The sequence below is a fragment of the Cedecea davisae genome, assembly GCF_044095835.1.
Lineage (GTDB): Bacteria > Pseudomonadota > Gammaproteobacteria > Enterobacterales > Enterobacteriaceae > Cedecea > Cedecea davisae.
This window is the reverse complement of the sequence record NZ_CP172054.1, coordinates 1,787,568-1,801,921: the sequence shown is the minus strand read 5'-3', so window position 1 is coordinate 1,801,921 and position 14,354 is coordinate 1,787,568. Positions and strand designations below refer to the sequence as shown.

General features: G+C 53.1%; 15 protein-coding genes. 4 read left to right on the top strand and 11 right to left on the bottom strand.

The window, feature by feature from the left end; all coding sequences use genetic code 11:
• Window positions 1-155: 155 nt before the first annotated feature.
• Genes pgsA through uvrY form a run of 3 tightly spaced genes read right to left on the bottom strand, consistent with a single transcriptional unit; the run spans window position 156 to window position 3,243 of the window.
• The gene (gene pgsA, locus ACG1VR_RS08915; protein ID WP_172569616.1) at window positions 156-704 is read right to left on the bottom strand and encodes a CDP-diacylglycerol--glycerol-3-phosphate 3-phosphatidyltransferase; all 549 of its coding nucleotides are present in this window, start codon (window positions 702-704) and stop codon (window positions 156-158) included.
• Window positions 705-761: 57 nt separating this feature from the next.
• Window positions 762-2,594 (bottom strand): excinuclease ABC subunit UvrC, encoded by a 1,833-nt coding sequence (gene uvrC, locus ACG1VR_RS08910; protein ID WP_016537014.1) that lies wholly within the window; start codon window positions 2,592-2,594, stop codon window positions 762-764.
• Window positions 2,587-3,243: a UvrY/SirA/GacA family response regulator transcription factor gene (gene uvrY, locus ACG1VR_RS08905; RefSeq protein WP_016537015.1), complete on the bottom strand. Its 657-nt coding sequence runs from the start codon at window positions 3,241-3,243 to the stop codon at window positions 2,587-2,589. The genes uvrC and uvrY overlap by 8 nt, the downstream gene beginning before the upstream one ends.
• Before the next feature lie 482 nt (window positions 3,244-3,725).
• On the opposite strand from uvrY, the gene ACG1VR_RS08900 reads away from it, so the two are divergent.
• Window positions 3,726-3,950: a DUF2594 family protein gene (locus tag ACG1VR_RS08900; RefSeq protein WP_016537017.1), complete on the top strand. Its 225-nt coding sequence runs from the start codon at window positions 3,726-3,728 to the stop codon at window positions 3,948-3,950.
• Window positions 3,951-4,017: 67 nt separating this feature from the next.
• Here ACG1VR_RS08900 and sdiA read toward each other — a convergent pair whose 3' ends face one another.
• Window positions 4,018-4,740, bottom strand: a complete 723-nt coding sequence (gene sdiA, locus ACG1VR_RS08895) for a transcriptional regulator SdiA (RefSeq protein WP_016537018.1) — start codon at window positions 4,738-4,740, stop codon at window positions 4,018-4,020.
• A 153-nt stretch (window positions 4,741-4,893) separates the two neighbouring features.
• On the opposite strand from sdiA, the gene ACG1VR_RS08890 reads away from it, so the two are divergent.
• Complete coding sequence (locus ACG1VR_RS08890; RefSeq protein ID WP_395490737.1) at window positions 4,894-6,252, top strand: CoA transferase; 1,359 nt, start codon at window positions 4,894-4,896, stop codon at window positions 6,250-6,252.
• Between the two features lie 30 nt (window positions 6,253-6,282).
• Here the strand turns inward: ACG1VR_RS08890 and tcyN are convergent, their stop codons facing one another.
• The 6 genes from tcyN to fliA all read right to left on the bottom strand — a co-directional run bounded on the left by tcyN (window position 6,283) and on the right by fliA (window position 11,033).
• Window positions 6,283-7,035, bottom strand: a complete 753-nt coding sequence (gene tcyN / locus ACG1VR_RS08885) for an L-cystine ABC transporter ATP-binding protein TcyN (protein WP_395490736.1) — start codon at window positions 7,033-7,035, stop codon at window positions 6,283-6,285.
• On the bottom strand, window positions 7,032-7,700 hold the full coding sequence (gene tcyL / locus ACG1VR_RS08880) for a cystine ABC transporter permease (RefSeq protein WP_016537021.1): 669 nt from the start codon (window positions 7,698-7,700) through the stop codon (window positions 7,032-7,034). The genes tcyN and tcyL overlap by 4 nt, the downstream gene beginning before the upstream one ends.
• 39 nt (window positions 7,701-7,739) lie before the next feature.
• Window positions 7,740-8,726, bottom strand: coding sequence for a D-cysteine desulfhydrase (dcyD, locus tag ACG1VR_RS08875; protein ID WP_172569613.1), 987 nt, complete (start codon window positions 8,724-8,726; stop codon window positions 7,740-7,742).
• A 117-nt stretch (window positions 8,727-8,843) separates the two neighbouring features.
• The gene (tcyJ, locus tag ACG1VR_RS08870) at window positions 8,844-9,644 is read right to left on the bottom strand and encodes a cystine ABC transporter substrate-binding protein (protein ID WP_172569612.1); all 801 of its coding nucleotides are present in this window, start codon (window positions 9,642-9,644) and stop codon (window positions 8,844-8,846) included.
• A gap of 85 nt (window positions 9,645-9,729) precedes the next feature.
• Complete coding sequence (gene fliZ, locus ACG1VR_RS08865; RefSeq protein WP_016537024.1) at window positions 9,730-10,275, bottom strand: flagella biosynthesis regulatory protein FliZ; 546 nt, start codon at window positions 10,273-10,275, stop codon at window positions 9,730-9,732.
• A 38-nt stretch (window positions 10,276-10,313) separates the two neighbouring features.
• Window positions 10,314-11,033 carry an RNA polymerase sigma factor FliA gene (gene fliA / locus ACG1VR_RS08860; RefSeq protein ID WP_039898361.1) on the bottom strand — a complete coding sequence of 240 codons (720 nt, stop codon included), beginning with the start codon at window positions 11,031-11,033 and terminating at the stop codon, window positions 10,314-10,316.
• Window positions 11,034-11,425: 392 nt separating this feature from the next.
• Between fliA and ACG1VR_RS08855 the strand changes: the two genes are divergently transcribed.
• Entirely contained in the window at window positions 11,426-12,382 is a 957-nt protein-coding gene (locus ACG1VR_RS08855; RefSeq protein WP_395490735.1) for an ATP-grasp domain-containing protein, read from the top strand.
• 5 nt (window positions 12,383-12,387) lie between these two features.
• Complete coding sequence (locus ACG1VR_RS08850; RefSeq protein WP_395490734.1) at window positions 12,388-13,104, top strand: class I SAM-dependent methyltransferase; 717 nt, start codon at window positions 12,388-12,390, stop codon at window positions 13,102-13,104.
• 74 nt (window positions 13,105-13,178) lie between these two features.
• Here the strand turns inward: ACG1VR_RS08850 and ACG1VR_RS08845 are convergent, their stop codons facing one another.
• Window positions 13,179-14,306 carry a DegT/DnrJ/EryC1/StrS family aminotransferase gene (locus ACG1VR_RS08845; protein WP_395490733.1) on the bottom strand — a complete coding sequence of 376 codons (1,128 nt, stop codon included), beginning with the start codon at window positions 14,304-14,306 and terminating at the stop codon, window positions 13,179-13,181.
• Between the last annotated feature and the right edge of the window lie 48 nt (window positions 14,307-14,354).

Below are 14,354 nucleotides of genomic sequence, written 5' to 3'. Positions count from 1 at the left end.
TGACTGTTGGTGGCCGTTAAGCTAATCACTTGATTTTGTTATCATCCGGCAAGCCGTGCTGCCGTTCGATGCGATGCATTCTACTTACCTGACGCAATGAGTCAATGAAATTTTCTAACACCGCGAATCGTTTGCTGAATTTTGCGCCGGATAGATCACGGTTCGAGCAAATCGCCGCGTGCGGCAGCAAGATATTGGAACATTGACCAGAAAGTTAGCACCGCCGCGATGAAGAAAAGCGCGATCCCGGTGTACTCGATCCACATGTTCGGATGCCACAGCATACCGATCAGCGCCAGCATCTGCGCCATGGTTTTCGTTTTACCTATCCATGAGACGGCAACCCGGCTACGTTTGCCGATTTCAGCCATCCATTCACGCAGCGCGGAGATAATAATCTCGCGGGCGATCATCGTTGCCGCAGGCAGGGTCACCCACCAGGCATGATAGTGCTCAGCCACCAGCACCAGGGCCACCACAACCATGACTTTATCCGCCACCGGGTCGAGGAACGCGCCAAAGCGGGTGCTCTGGTTCCAGCGCCGCGCCAGGAAACCGTCAAACCAGTCGGTAATCGCCGCCAGCCAGAAGATAAAGGCGCAGAGGAAAGGGGCCCAGGTGAACGGCAGATAAAATGCCAGCACAAAGAATGGGATAAGGATGACACGAAACAGCGTGAGCAGTGTTGGGATATTGAATCGCATAGTGCCGGTTAACTATCTGTCATAAGTGGAAATTGTCTCTATGTTGCTACAGAGGCCCTAATGTTTCAACGAGTAGTAGATCTTTTCTGCCAATGCCTGCGAGATCCCCGGCACTTTTGCTATTTCCTCTATCGATGCATTGATTAACGGTTGCAATCCGCCCATATACTTTAGCAGGGTCTGGCGGCGCTTAGGCCCAATGCCCTCGATAGTCTCCAGCGAACTGGTACTTTTCACTTTGGCGCGTTTTTTACGGTGCCCGGAGATAGCATGGTCGTGCGAGTCATCGCGGATATGTTGAATAACGTGCAGCGCCGGTGAATCCGGCGGCAGAGCGAAGCCCTCACCTTCCGGCTCAAGGAACAGCGTCTCCAGCCCGGCCTTGCGGTCGCTGCCTTTTGCTACACCGAGCAATAAAGGATGATGCTTGTCCCATGGCACGTCCAGCTCGGCAAATACCGCCTTCGCCTGCCCCAGCTGCCCTTTCCCGCCGTCGATCAAAATCACATCCGGGATTTTACTTTCCTCGATGGCTTTACCGTAGCGACGGCGCAGTACCTGATTCATCGCCGCATAGTCATCTCCCGGCGTAATGCCGGTGATATTGTAGCGCCGGTATTCCGAACGCAGCGGTCCGTTGGTATCGAACACCACGCAGGAGGCAACGGTTTGCTCGCCCATCGTATGGCTGATATCGAAACACTCCATCCGCTTCACTTCCGGCAGCTTCAGCACTTCCGCCAGCGCTTTCAGGCGCTGATGAATGGTGGACTGCTGGGACAGTTTCGTCACCAATGCCGTTGCTGCGTTGGTACGAGCCAGCTTCAGGTAACGGGCGCGGTCGCCGCGCGGTTTCGTCTGCACGTTCACTTTGCGCCCGGCTAATTCACTCAGAGAATCCGCCAGCAGCGATTTATCAGCCAGGGCGAAGTCGAGCAGGATCTCGCCCGGCAAGGTTCGCATCTGGCTGCCCTGCAAATAGAACTGCCCGACAAAGGTTTCCACCACTTCGTTGAGTTCGGTTCCGGCCGGAACCTTCGGGAAGTAGCTGCGGCTCCCCAGCACTTTTCCCTGGCGGATAAACAGGACATGAACACAGGCCATCCCCGCATCGAACGATACGCCGATAACATCGAGATCGTCACCGGTATTCGAAACAAACTGTTTCTCGGTAATGCGCCGCACGGCCTGGATCTGATCGCGGATCCTTGCGGCCTCTTCGAAAGCCAGATTCTGGCTTGCCTGCTCCATTCGGCCTATCAACTGCGTCAACACCTGGTCGTCTTTACCGGCCAGGAACAGGCGCACGTAATCAACCTGCTGGGCGTACTCTTCTTCGCTGACCAGGCCCGCCACACAAGGGCCGAGGCAGCGGCCAATTTGGTACTGAAGGCACGGGCGCGAACGGTTGCGGTAAACGCTGTTTTCACACTGACGAATCGGGAAGACTTTTTGCAGCAGCGCAAGCGTCTCGCGCACCGCGTAGCCGTTAGGGAAAGGGCCAAAATACTCACCCTTTGCGTGTTTTGCCCCACGGTGCATAGCAAGTCGCGGGTGGCTATCGCCGCTCAGGAAGATAAAGGGATAAGACTTATCGTCACGCAGCAGCACGTTATAGCGCGGCTGGTAGAGCTTGATGTAGTTGTGCTCCAGCAGCAGCGCTTCGGTTTCGGTGTGGGTAACGGTCACATCGATATGCTGGATCAGCGCCACCAGCGCCTCGGTTTTGCGGCTTGCCAGATTAGTGCGGAAGTAGCTCGACAGACGTTTTTTCAGGTCTTTGGCTTTGCCGACGTAGATAACGGTGCCGCCGGCATCGTACATACGGTAGACGCCGGGCTTGCTGGTTACCGTCTTAAGAAAAGCCCGGGAATCAAAGGTTTCACTCACTACTGATTAACGTCTCCGCGTTGAATAGCCCGTGGCGAATCGCAAGGTGAGTCAGTTCCACATCGCCGCTGATATTCAATTTACTAAACATCCTGTAGCGGTAGCTGTTCACCGTTTTCGGGCTGAGATTAAGCTGCTCAGAGATCTCATTGACCTTCTGGCCTTTGGTTATCATCAGCATAATCTGTAATTCACGCTCAGACAAACTGGCAAACGGGGATTCGGCCTCTGGCTCAATCTGGCTCAGGGCCATCTGCTGCGCGATGTCGGAGGCGATGTAGCGCTGCCCAGCATTAACCGAGCGAATAGCGTTCACCACGTCCTGCGGCGCCGCTCCTTTACTCAAATAACCGGCCGCGCCCGCCTGCATCACTTTGGCAGGTAATGGGTTTTCGGTATGGATAGTCAACATGATAACTTTGATATCTGAAGAGTAACGCGCAATTTTGCGGGTGGCTTCCAGGCCGCCGATGCCCGGCATATTCATATCCATTAAGACAACATCGACCGGATTGCTGCGGCACCATTTGATGGCATCCTCGCCGCAGTTCACTTCACCCGAGACTTTGATGCCCTTAATCTCTTCAAGAATGCGTCGTATCCCTGCGCGCACCAGTTCGTGGTCATCAACAAGAAGAACGTTGATCAAAGGACTATTCTCCAGAAGGGGATAACGCTGCTGATAGCTAATTGAGGCATATATTAGCTTTTTTCAGGCCACATTAAAATCCAAATTGCAGCCAGCAACATTTTGCTAACCACACGGAGAATATATCTTTACTTTCGATGGCACTTCTGTGGCATGCGTCAACTTTCTTCACACCCTGACGACACCCTATTACCCGACAATAAAACACAGCTTATTATCCCAATTGGGCACGAGGGAGAATAATCTTCTTATTCTCCTGCCTTATTTAACACTGGTTAAACGACAGTAAAACAATTTGTTTTTTCCATAAAAATGAGTGCGGCTAATAAGCAACAGCGCTTCATTGTTTATTACCATAAACATTGAACGCTTTCCCCTGCCTTAACATGAATAACTTTGCCAAAGCTTATGCTATACTCCGCCGCCGTATGAATATCACTGTGCATAATGGCAGCGAACTAACTAAGCATTGAGGAAAGTAAATGAGCACTCCTGATTTTTCCACAGCCGAAAACACCAGCGAACTGGCGCAAGAAGTTGCCTGTATGAAAACGCTGTTAACCCTGATGCTTCAGGCTATGGGCCAGGCTGATGCGGGCCGAGTTATCCTGAAAATGGAAAAGCAAATCGCTCAACTGGAAGACCAAACTCAGGCTGAGGTATTCACTAATACCGTTAAGCAAATTAAACAGGCTTACCGTCAATAAGCCGGGGGCGGCTGGCAAGTAGCGTTTCGCCAGCCGTCAGCGCCTGACGCACACTGCTGTATTGTGCTTAGATAATCCCCATCGCCGCCGCATAACACGCAATCTGCGTTTTGTTAGGGGCATTAAATTTCTTCTGCATATTCTTCTGGTGGAAATTCACCGTATTCTCAGAAATAGACAAAATAATAGCGATTTCCGCCGAGGTTTTCCCTTCCCCCGTCCATTGCAAAATCTCACGTTCGCGCTTGCTAAGCTTCATTTCCAGCATTTCCAGCGCCGGATCTTCCAGGCGAGCCATGGTGGATAAACTCAGTTCCGCCAGGTAATTAAGACGCAATCCAAGTTCATCATCCGGCATCAGCTCTGAGCGAATCGACGTCCGTGACACGGAGAAGAAGCCTGCTGCGCGGTTAGGCGCCATCACGCAAAGCGATCGGCCAGAAGCCAGCCCGTGGTCGCGTGCGGCGTCCCAAAGGTCTCTGGCATCGGCAAATAATGTGTCACTCCAGATTATTTCCCCGCGTATAAAGCTAGCCTGTTTAAGCACCGGATCGACGGCGAAATAATTTTCGCTGACATAACAATCCAGCCATTTTTGCGGATAAGAACTTTGCAGCGATAATTTAGGCCGGGTAAAAGGCACCGGGTGCCGGACACACAGTGAAAAATAATCAAACTCAAGCTGCTGAGTTTGTCGTTGAACTAAAGTTTGTAATTCGCTGGCTTGAGTAATTGACAGGAATTGCTCGAGCATATCCCGTCGCCAGCTAAAAAAGTCGCGATCCAGCATTATATCTGGCGTGTCTCCTGGCGCTAAAAATGAATTCATTAATAGAATGTAATACGCTAACACATTTATTAAAGTTATTGATGATATTTATTGTCTGGATCGCACAATTCTTCGGTTATAACGAATGTCAGGAAAAATTTACTGGAGCTGAGTATGGTTACCTCTGCGTTTTCCCCTCTTCTTACCGCAATGATAAACGCCCTCGGGCTGAGGACGCCTGTGCTTCCCGTTATCGTTGGCGGAGAAGGTGAATTACCTTCCTGCTTCCCGGTCACCGGGCTGGCGACGGCAAGCATCGCCGCCGCAGGGATAGCCCTGAGAGATTTGTTATCACGCCCCGATGCCCCGATGTATCTGGACCAGAGGCTAGCCTCATTTTGGTTTTCCTCGAGCCATATGCCGATTAACCGCGCGCCGGCTGCCCTGTGGGACGAATTCGCCGGAGATTACGCAACGCGAGACGGCTGGATCAGGCTGCACACCAATGCGCCCCACCACCGCATAGCGATGGAACAGATCCTCGGCATCAGCGAGAACAAAAGCGCGCTCGCCCGGCAGGTAGCTGGCTGGAAAAAAGACGAGCTTGAACAGGCTGTGGTTAACGCCGGTGGCTGCGCCGCCGCGATGCTCAGCCGCGATGAATGGCTTAGCCACCCACACGGTAAAACCGTGGCCACAGAACCCTTATTCTGGCAGAACCTGCACGACGAAGCGCCACGTATAAAAATGCCTCTTCCCGTTGCTCGCCCGCTGGCGGGCATAAAGGTACTCGATCTGACCCGGATTATTGCCGGGCCGGTGGCCACTCGTTTTCTTGCCGGTCTTGGCGCAACGGTTTTACGCCTCGACCCACCGGGCTGGGAAGAGCCCACCCTTGCCGAGGAAGTCACTCTCGGTAAAAAATGCGCCCGCCTTGATCTCAAATCCGCAGCGGGACGCGAACAATTTAAAGCCCTGCTTTGTGAAGCCGACGTGCTGGTGCACGGATACCGCTCGGACGCCCTTGAAGCGCTGGGCTTTGACGAACAAAACCGCCAGGCGATATCTCCGGGCCTGATTGACGTTTCGCTCAATGCCTGGGGCTGGACCGGCCCCTGGCGTAACAGGCGAGGGTTCGACAGCCTGGTGCAAATGGCCTGCGGAATCGCCGAAGCGGGCCAGCGCTGGCAAAATGCCCTCAGGCCTCACCCGCTGCCGGTTCAGGCGCTGGATCACGCCACCGGCTATCTGATGGCCGCCGCCGTACTTCGGGGGCTAAAAATAAGGCAAGAGCAGCACCGGGGCTATAGCGCCCGGCTCTCCCTTGCCCGCACCGCCGCCCTGCTGCTCGCCCACGATGCCGGAGAACAGCGGCCGCTTGCCGCAATAAATAAACGGGATCTACAGCCGCTGATGGAGTGGTCGGCCTTTGGCTGCGGAAGCCGCCTTAAATTCCCGCTGATGCTGGCCGGTACACCTCTCGCCTGGGCTACTGCGCCGGTGGCTTTGGGATCTGGTTCTCCCGGCTGGTAAAGCAATGGCCCGCGCCGGGCCACGGGCCTTTTAGCGAGCGAGAAACTTATCCAGAAATTGCCGCGTGCGGGGCTGCTGAGGGTTGGCAAAAAGTTCTTTTGCCGGCCCCTGCTCTACAATCTTCCCCTGATCCATAAATATTGCCCGGTCGGCAACGTCCCGGGCAAAGCTCATCTCATGGGTGACGATAACCATGGTGCGCTTCTCTTCCGCCAGCTGGCGAATAGTGCTCAGCACCTCTCCCACCAGCTCAGGGTCAAGCGCCGAGGTTGGTTCATCAAACAGGATAACTTCCGGGCGCATCGCCAGGGCGCGGGCAATGGCGACACGCTGCTGCTGCCCGCCGGATAAACGGCGCGGATAGCTGGTTTCTTTCCCGCTCAGGCCGACTTTTACCAGCAGCTCGCGGGCCATAGCAATCGCCTGCTCTTTCGGCTCACCCTTAACGATGACCGGACCTTCAATTATGTTTTCCAGCACCGTGCGATGCGGGAAAAGATTGAAGTTCTGGAATACAAAACCCACCTGCTGGCGCAGTTCGCGGATTTTCTCTTTCTGTTTTGCCAACGGCCGGGCGGCGTCAATAACAATATCGCCTACCTGAATCGTGCCGCTTTCCGGCTCCTCAAGCAGGTTGATGCTGCGCAATAGCGTGGTCTTACCGGAGCCGCTTGGGCCGATGATCGCCACCACTTCACCCGGCTTCACCTCGAGATCTATGCCGTGCAGCACGGTCACACCGTGGAACTTTTTCACCAGTTTTTTGATATCGATGGCGCTCATTTCGGCTCCCTGTCCTGGCGATTAAGCTGGTTTTCGAAATAATTTTGCAGCGAGGAGAGCACCGTCGCCATCACCCAATAAACCAGCGAGGCGGCAAGATACATAGTAAACACTTCCAGGGTGCGGGAGGTAATCAGCTGCGCCTGGCGGAACAGCTCCGGCACCTGAATCGTCGCCGCCAGCGAAGTATCTTTCACCAGGCTGATAAAGCTATTCCCGAGAGGCGGCAGCGCCACGCGCAAGGACTGGGGTAAAATAGCCCTGCGCAACGCCTGCCCGCGCGTCATACCGATACTTGCAGCCGCTTCCCACTGCCCTTTATCAATGGACGAAATAGCCGCGCGCAGCGTTTCTGACGCATAAGCTGCGGTATTTAACGACAGGCCAATCATCGCCGATGGAATAGGATCCAGCTCGATGCCAAACTGCGGCAACCCGTAATAAATCATAAACAGCTGGGCGATGAGCGGCGTGCCGCGAAAAATCGACACATAAAAGCGCGACAGCAGCGAGAACGGTAAAAACGAAGACAGGCGCATCAGCGCCAGCATAAAACCGAGGATCAGGCCGAAGAACATCCCGCCGATACTCAGCTCCAGGGTAAAAACTGCCCCTTTGAGCAGATAAGGTGCCGAGTCCAGCACCAGTTGCAGACTTTCTTGCATTATGGTTCCTGATTATCAAGTCTTGCCCTGCTCCGCCCTCTACAGGTGCGGATGATAGGCAAACAACGCGGGCGCGCCGCCGGTATGAATAAAGACTATCGGGCCCTGGTCTTTAAATCTTTTTTGCGCCACGCCGTCGATAAGCCCGGCCATTGCCTTACCGGTATAAACCGGATCGAGCAGGATCCCTTCCAGCCTGGCAAGCAGTTTTACCGCCTCCATACCCTCATCGTTCGGCGTACCGTAACCCGGCGCGAAATAGTCGTCCCACAGGATGATGTCGCTGGTAGCGCTGACCTCAAGAGACTGGGCAACCGCCTGCTGCAGGGCAATAACCTTTGGTTTCTGCTGCGCGACGGTTCTTGAAACCGTTACGCCAATAAGCTCTACGTCCGGCATCAGTTGCTCAAGGCCAACCGCGAGGCCCGCATGAGTACCGGCGCTGCCGGAAGCCACGACTACGGAGGACAGATTAACCGCGTCCTCACACTGCTGAGCAATTTCCAGCGCGCTTTCAACATAACCCAGCGCACCCAATGCGTTAGAACCGCCAACCGGAATAACATAAGGGCGGAACCCCTGAGCTTCCAGGCGAACGGCAATCTCTTCAAGCTGCTTGTCCGGGGCGCTTAACGCCTCACACATTTCAACTTCAACATTAAACAAGTCGAGCAGCAGACGGTTACCGTTAGTCAGGTAGTTTGGCGCGCTGGTGCCGATAGGGTTTTCCAGCAGCGCCACGCAGTTTAAGCCCAGCTTAGCCGCTACCGCCGCAGTCTGGCGCACATGGTTCGACTGAATAGCACCCGCGGTGACCAGCGTGTCGGCACCTTCGCGCAGTGCGTCAGCCGCAAGGAACTCAAGCTTACGCAGCTTATTGCCGCCCATAGCCATCGGCGTAACATCATCACGTTTAATATAGATTTCGCGGCCAAGATAATCAGAAAAGCGCGGCAGGTATTCCAGCGGAGTAGGCGCGCCGATAAATTCCAGACGCGGAAAACGCGTTAAATGATGCAGTGACATAGGGCCTCCTGAGCCGATATCGATATCCAGTTTCATTATGCACCAGACAAGCACGTTGCCCCGCCCCGGTAAATAAAAAAGGTGCTGAAATCAGCACCTTTTTACGGTGAGCGAACGCTATTTAGTCACGTCAGCGCCAAACCACTTATCGGAAAGCTTCGCCAGAGAGCCGTCTTTCTGCATCTCAGCGATAGCCGCATCGATGGCCTTCAGCAGATCTTCATTGCCTTTACGCACGGCAACGCCTGATTCCTGACGGGAGAATGCATCGCCCGCTACCGCCAGCGTATCTTTAGTTTTCTTGACAAGATCCAGCGCGGCAAGGCGGTCAACCAGAATAGCGTCAATACGGCCTACGCGCAGATCCTGATATTTGGTTGGGTCATCGTCGTAGGTACGAATATCTACGCCCGGCACGTTTTCACGCAGCCACTGCTCGTAGTTAGTCCCGAGGCCGACGCCCACTTTTTTACCTTTCAGGTCAGCTGCGGTTTTAATGCCGCCTTCATTGCCTTTTTTAACCAGCGCCTGAATACCGGAAACGGTATAAGGCGTGGAGAAGTCGTATTTTTTCTTACGTTCTTCGGAGATAGTGACCTGGTTAATGACCACGTCGATACGTTTGGAGTCTAAAGATGCCAGCATGCCGTCCCATTTAGTGGGTTTCAGCGCCGCTTTAACGCCAAGATGCTGAGCCAGCTGCTCGGCAAATTCGACTTCAAAACCGGTGAGCTTGCCGTCATCGCCCTGGAAGCTGAACGGAGGATAGGTGCCTTCCAGGCCAACCAGCAGCGTGCCGCGCTCTTTGACTTTATTAAGAAGGTTTTCTGCCGCGAAGGTTTTTACGCTGGCGCCAGCCACCAGCGCCACTGCCAGTACGCCCATCAGCGCCTGACGCCCTGCCATTGCTAGTTTCATGTTTACCCCGATAATTTACATTTTTTGTAGTGTAGCGGCCCGGCCTAGGATATATCAAAACCAGTCCGCTACAACTTATGCAAATTTAGTATATATCGGAAGTTGCGCTAATTTCCTGACGCGGGATCGCATACCCCTGCACCTGAAATTGCCAATACTTTCGCAATGCAATGCGGTAGTTATTGGTGCTGGTTCTCGGCAACCAGGCATCCAGAGTTTCATCCAGCAGCCCTTGCGGCGAGCCGGGAAGCGGGACTTTATTCTCGCTTAAATGGTTGCCAAGGCGACGCAGGCGCACCACATACTCACGTATCGTCCCGTGGCTCATTTCGGTTTGCTCAAAGAGATATTGCTTGAAACCGATAATATCGAAGTAATTATTTTGTTCTTTGCAGTGCAAATCGCCACAAAAACGACACAGCGCAACCCATTCCTTCTGCTCGATAAGCCAGGTGGCCTCGTCAATTAAGGTATCCAGTTGAGCAATGGTGGCTTTATTAATAATGACCCCGCTACGCGTCAGCGTGATACGGTCAAGAAGCTTGCTGCAATGTGCACAATGTGTCTGGGTGTGTTTGAAATCTTTGAGATAGCGGCTTAATGGCCGTCTTTTTGACTGCTGCACCGTCATGATAATTCCCAGGTCGTCAGATAATTGTGCGGCACTCCTTACAACTTACCCAATTTGGTGCGCAAGCGCTTAATCGCCTGGCTATGCAGCTGGCTCACCCTCGACTCACCAACGTCAAGCACCGCGCCAATCTCTTTAAGATTCAGCTCTTCCTGGTAATACAGCGTCAGCACCAGTTGTTCGCGTTCCGGTAAAGCTTCAATGGCTTCCATCACGCGCTGGCGCAAATTACTGTCCAGTAATTGCTGCAGCGGGTTTGCCTGCTGATGTTCCTCGGTGACCAGTTCGATACTATCGCCGTGCTCTTCACGCCACTCGTCATAAGAGAAGAGTTGGCTATTGTTTGTGTCGAGCAACATCTGGCGATACTCGTCGAGTGGGATCTCCAGCCGCTCCGCGACTTCCGTCTCGGTAGCGTTGCGCCCCAGCTCCTGCTCCAGTTGACCAATCGCCTGTGCCACGCCGCGGGCGTTACGCCTGACGCTTCGCGGCACCCAGTCACGGCTGCGCAATTCATCAAGCATCGCCCCACGGATGCGTTGCACCGCGTAGGTAGTAAATGCCGTTCCCTGCAGGGCATCGTAACGTTCGACTGCATTCAACAACCCGATGCCGCCTGCCTGTAGCAGATCGTCAAGCTCTACACTCGCCGGCAGACGTACCTGCAGGCGCAATGCTTCGTGACGCACAAGCGGTACATAACGCTGCCACAGCGAGTGTTTATCCATTACACCTTCAGCGGTATACAGTGAATTCACGATAAACAGCCCTGCGTTAATTGAGTTATCGGCATGATTATCCGTTTCTGGAGGGGTTTTAATCGTCAGAATAGTGGGTGAAATGGGGGGTTATTTGGGGGTTATGAAGAAATAAACCTCTCGGATTTTAGCCATAAGCTATGGCAAATCGTGTTCAGGCTTACTTAAAAGTATCAATTGGTTGTTAATTATTAACGCCACATACTATAGCTATTCCTCGCTAATTAAGCCGGACAATCTATCGTCCAAAAAAGATGGAAAAAAACCTTTTATTCCGGGCCTGAGCGCGCGCCCTTTTATCTTAAAGTGGTAAATATACGTGTTGTCTCTACGCGCCAAAAACTGGTTCCCATGCCTCCCGAGCCGGTTCGATTACAAGGCAGGTTACCCGCATGAAGATTTTAATTACGGCTTTAGGTTCAATGTCCACCAACGCCGTGATAGATGCGTTGAGACGCGAATCTCATACCGTCATAGGATGTGATATCTATCCTGCCCACTGGCTTTATTGTTCCCAACGGGTTGACGCTTTCATTCAGGTCCCCCGCGCTACCGATACCAAAGCCTATATTGAAAGCATCAATGCTATTTGTGGCGACCATGACATCGACCTGATTATTCCGCTTACCGATGTTGAAGTTGACGTACTTTCCCTGCACCGCACTCGGCTGCGCTCGCCTTCGGCTCTAACGCTGATGGACGCGGAGTCTATCGCTATTGCCAGGGACAAATTCGCCTGGAGCCAGCGTTTTGCCGGCAACGATACCTTTCTGCCGCTGCCCTCGATACTGCTGGCCGACTACCGGCCGCAGGCGCTCGGCTTCCCGGTTATTCTCAAGCGCAGGGATGGCCGCAGCAGCGAAGGGCTGCGCCGTATTGAGACTGAAGTCGAACTGCTCGAACTCTGTGGCAGGCTTAACGGTGACGACTGGATTGTGCAGCCATTTCTGGCAGGAGAGGTCCACGTCATTGATATCGTACGTCAGCGTGAAACCGGATCATGGGCAGGTATCGCCCGTAAAGAGCTGCTGCGTACCGCCAACGGGGCTGGCTTAACCGTTGAAATATTGCCAGACGACGCATTGGTTGCAAAAGCCGCCGCAGTCGCCCGGCTGCTGGACCTGAACGGCTGTATCAATATTGAATTTATGCGCCATGAGACCGGCGATTACCTGATGGACATTAACCCTCGCTTCTCGGCGGGAGTCGAGTTCTCGGTGATGGCAGGCTACGACATGATAATTAACCATATTCATTGCTTTACTCGTCAGCCGATCCAACCCTCTGTTGCGGTACAAAATGCCGTATTTACGCGCCACTACGTCGCTGAAAAATCAATTACAGGATAGAGAAAATGAGCCAAACCACCGAGCCAGCTAAGCTGATTACGGCCGAGGACTGGGACCAAAAATGGCAGGGAATTTTCGACCATTATCAGAATGATATTCGGCACGCCTACTATATTGATGCCGTCAGAAAGAGCCATGAAAAACGCGTGCTTGAGATTGCCGCCGGTAGTTTCCGCGATATCGTGCAGCTGACAAAACGCGGCGTTGAAGGCCACGGCATCGACTTTTCACCCGAATCGGTGAGCCTGGCGAAAAAACTCTATCCTTCTTTGCAGGATCGTTTTTCCGTAATGAACGCCTTCAATCTGCAATACCCGGATAAGCATTTTGACCTGACCTACCACAACGGGTTCTGGGGATATTTTGCTGAAGAAGAGATTCATCAAATGGCAACTGAACAAGCAAGAATCACGAAAGGAAGAATGATCGTTACCGTTCATAATGCACACAATAAATCCTTCGTGAATTACTTCAATTCTAAAAAAGCAAGTGATGCTGTTTTCGACATCAAATTCTTTACCATTGAGCAAATGCAGGAAATCCTGGGGCGTATCTCCAGTAGAGTTATTATCATTCCTGTTGGCAAAGGCAAAAAAACGCATGAAGACTGGCTCATCCGCCACGGCCTGCACAACCCGCTGTTGATAAACGGCATGTTTAAATGGTCCGGCGACCGCTTTCTCGAGCGCAGCGAACGTTTGATGTGCATTGCCGAAATGTAGTCCTAAACTGTCGCCTGTAAAAGGGGCTCTGTCTTACGACAAAGCCCTTTTTTGTTATTCACTCCGCCAGCACGCTATGCCGCGGCGTTTTGCCCAAGGCTAATACGTCTTACCGCGGCGATAATACGCTGCTGCTCCTCTTCGCCCAGGTCAGGGAAAATAGGCAGGCACAGCACCTTCTGAGAAAGCTCATTGGCTACCGGCAAATGCTCCGGGGCGGAAGAAGGCAGATGCCGGTACATGGCAAACGAGCTGATGAGCGGGTAGAAGTAACGGCGTGAATAGATGCCCTCTTCTTTCAGGGCGTCATAAAGCGCATCGCGGCTAATCGGGAAACGCTCATCCACCAGAACCGGATAATAGGAGTGGTTCCACTCATAGTCGCTTTTCTGGGTATAAAACTCCAGCCCGGGAATACCGGCCAGCCCTTCGCAATAGCGCTTATAAATAGCGGCGCGAGCGTTTAATGCCCCGTCAATATGCTGGAGCTGTAGCAAGCCAAAAGCCGCCTGTACTTCATTCATTTTGGCGTTAATGCCCGGTGCAATCACCGTGGTTTCATCGGCAAAGCCAAAGTTTTTCAGGTAGTCGATGCGTTTTTTAGTTCTGGCATCCGGGCAGATAATCGCCCCGCCCTCGATGGTATTAAACACCTTGGTGGCGTGGAAGCTCAGAATAGACAGATCTCCGCAGTTAAGAATGCTGGAGCCGTTTTGCTTCACGCCGAACGCATGGGCGGCATCATAGATAACCTTCAGACCGTACGTGTCTGCGATGCGCTGAATTTTATCCACATCGCACGGGATGCCGTAGCAGTGTACCGGCATAATCGCGGTAGTTTGCGGGGTGATCAGAGCCTCGATAGAGTCCGCATCAATATTAAATGTCTGCGGGTCAATATCGGCAAATACCGGCGTCAGGCCATTCCACAGCAGGCTGTGCGAGGTGGCCACAAAGGAGTAAGGCGTGGTAATGACTTCGCCACTCAGCCGCAGGGTCTGGAATGCCGTCAACAGCGCCAGCGTGCCGTTAGAGAATAGCGATAAGTATTTAACCCCCAGATAATCGGCCAACGCCTGCTCAAGCTGCTGATGAAACGGACCGTTATTGGTGAGGTACTTATTGCCCCAAATTTGCTCGAGATACGGAATAAACTCTTCAAGCGGCGGCAGCAGCGGGCTGGTTACAAAGATATCTTTCATAGTGCATACACCTCAGCGTAGAGACGGCGGGGACGGCGAGTGCATCGT

Excerpts from the sequence above, each read along its gene's own strand:
- pgsA (WP_172569616.1), bottom strand. The coding sequence starts at position 704 with ATGCGATTCAATATCCCAACACTGCTCACGCTGTTTCGTGTCATCCTT.
- ACG1VR_RS08900 (WP_016537017.1), top strand. The coding sequence starts at position 3,726 with ATGAGCACTCCTGATTTTTCCACAGCCGAAAACACCAGCGAACTGGCG.
- sdiA (WP_016537018.1), bottom strand. The coding sequence starts at position 4,740 with ATGCTGGATCGCGACTTTTTTAGCTGGCGACGGGATATGCTCGAGCAA.
- ACG1VR_RS08890 (WP_395490737.1), top strand. The coding sequence starts at position 4,894 with ATGGTTACCTCTGCGTTTTCCCCTCTTCTTACCGCAATGATAAACGCC.
- tcyN (WP_395490736.1), bottom strand. The coding sequence starts at position 7,035 with ATGAGCGCCATCGATATCAAAAAACTGGTGAAAAAGTTCCACGGTGTG.
- tcyL (WP_016537021.1), bottom strand. The coding sequence starts at position 7,700 with ATGCAAGAAAGTCTGCAACTGGTGCTGGACTCGGCACCTTATCTGCTC.
- dcyD (WP_172569613.1), bottom strand. The coding sequence starts at position 8,726 with ATGTCACTGCATCATTTAACGCGTTTTCCGCGTCTGGAATTTATCGGC.
- tcyJ (WP_172569612.1), bottom strand. The coding sequence starts at position 9,644 with ATGAAACTAGCAATGGCAGGGCGTCAGGCGCTGATGGGCGTACTGGCA.
- fliZ (WP_016537024.1), bottom strand. The coding sequence starts at position 10,275 with ATGACGGTGCAGCAGTCAAAAAGACGGCCATTAAGCCGCTATCTCAAA.
- ACG1VR_RS08855 (WP_395490735.1), top strand. The coding sequence starts at position 11,426 with ATGAAGATTTTAATTACGGCTTTAGGTTCAATGTCCACCAACGCCGTG.
- ACG1VR_RS08850 (WP_395490734.1), top strand. The coding sequence starts at position 12,388 with ATGAGCCAAACCACCGAGCCAGCTAAGCTGATTACGGCCGAGGACTGG.
- ACG1VR_RS08845 (WP_395490733.1), bottom strand. The coding sequence starts at position 14,306 with ATGAAAGATATCTTTGTAACCAGCCCGCTGCTGCCGCCGCTTGAAGAG.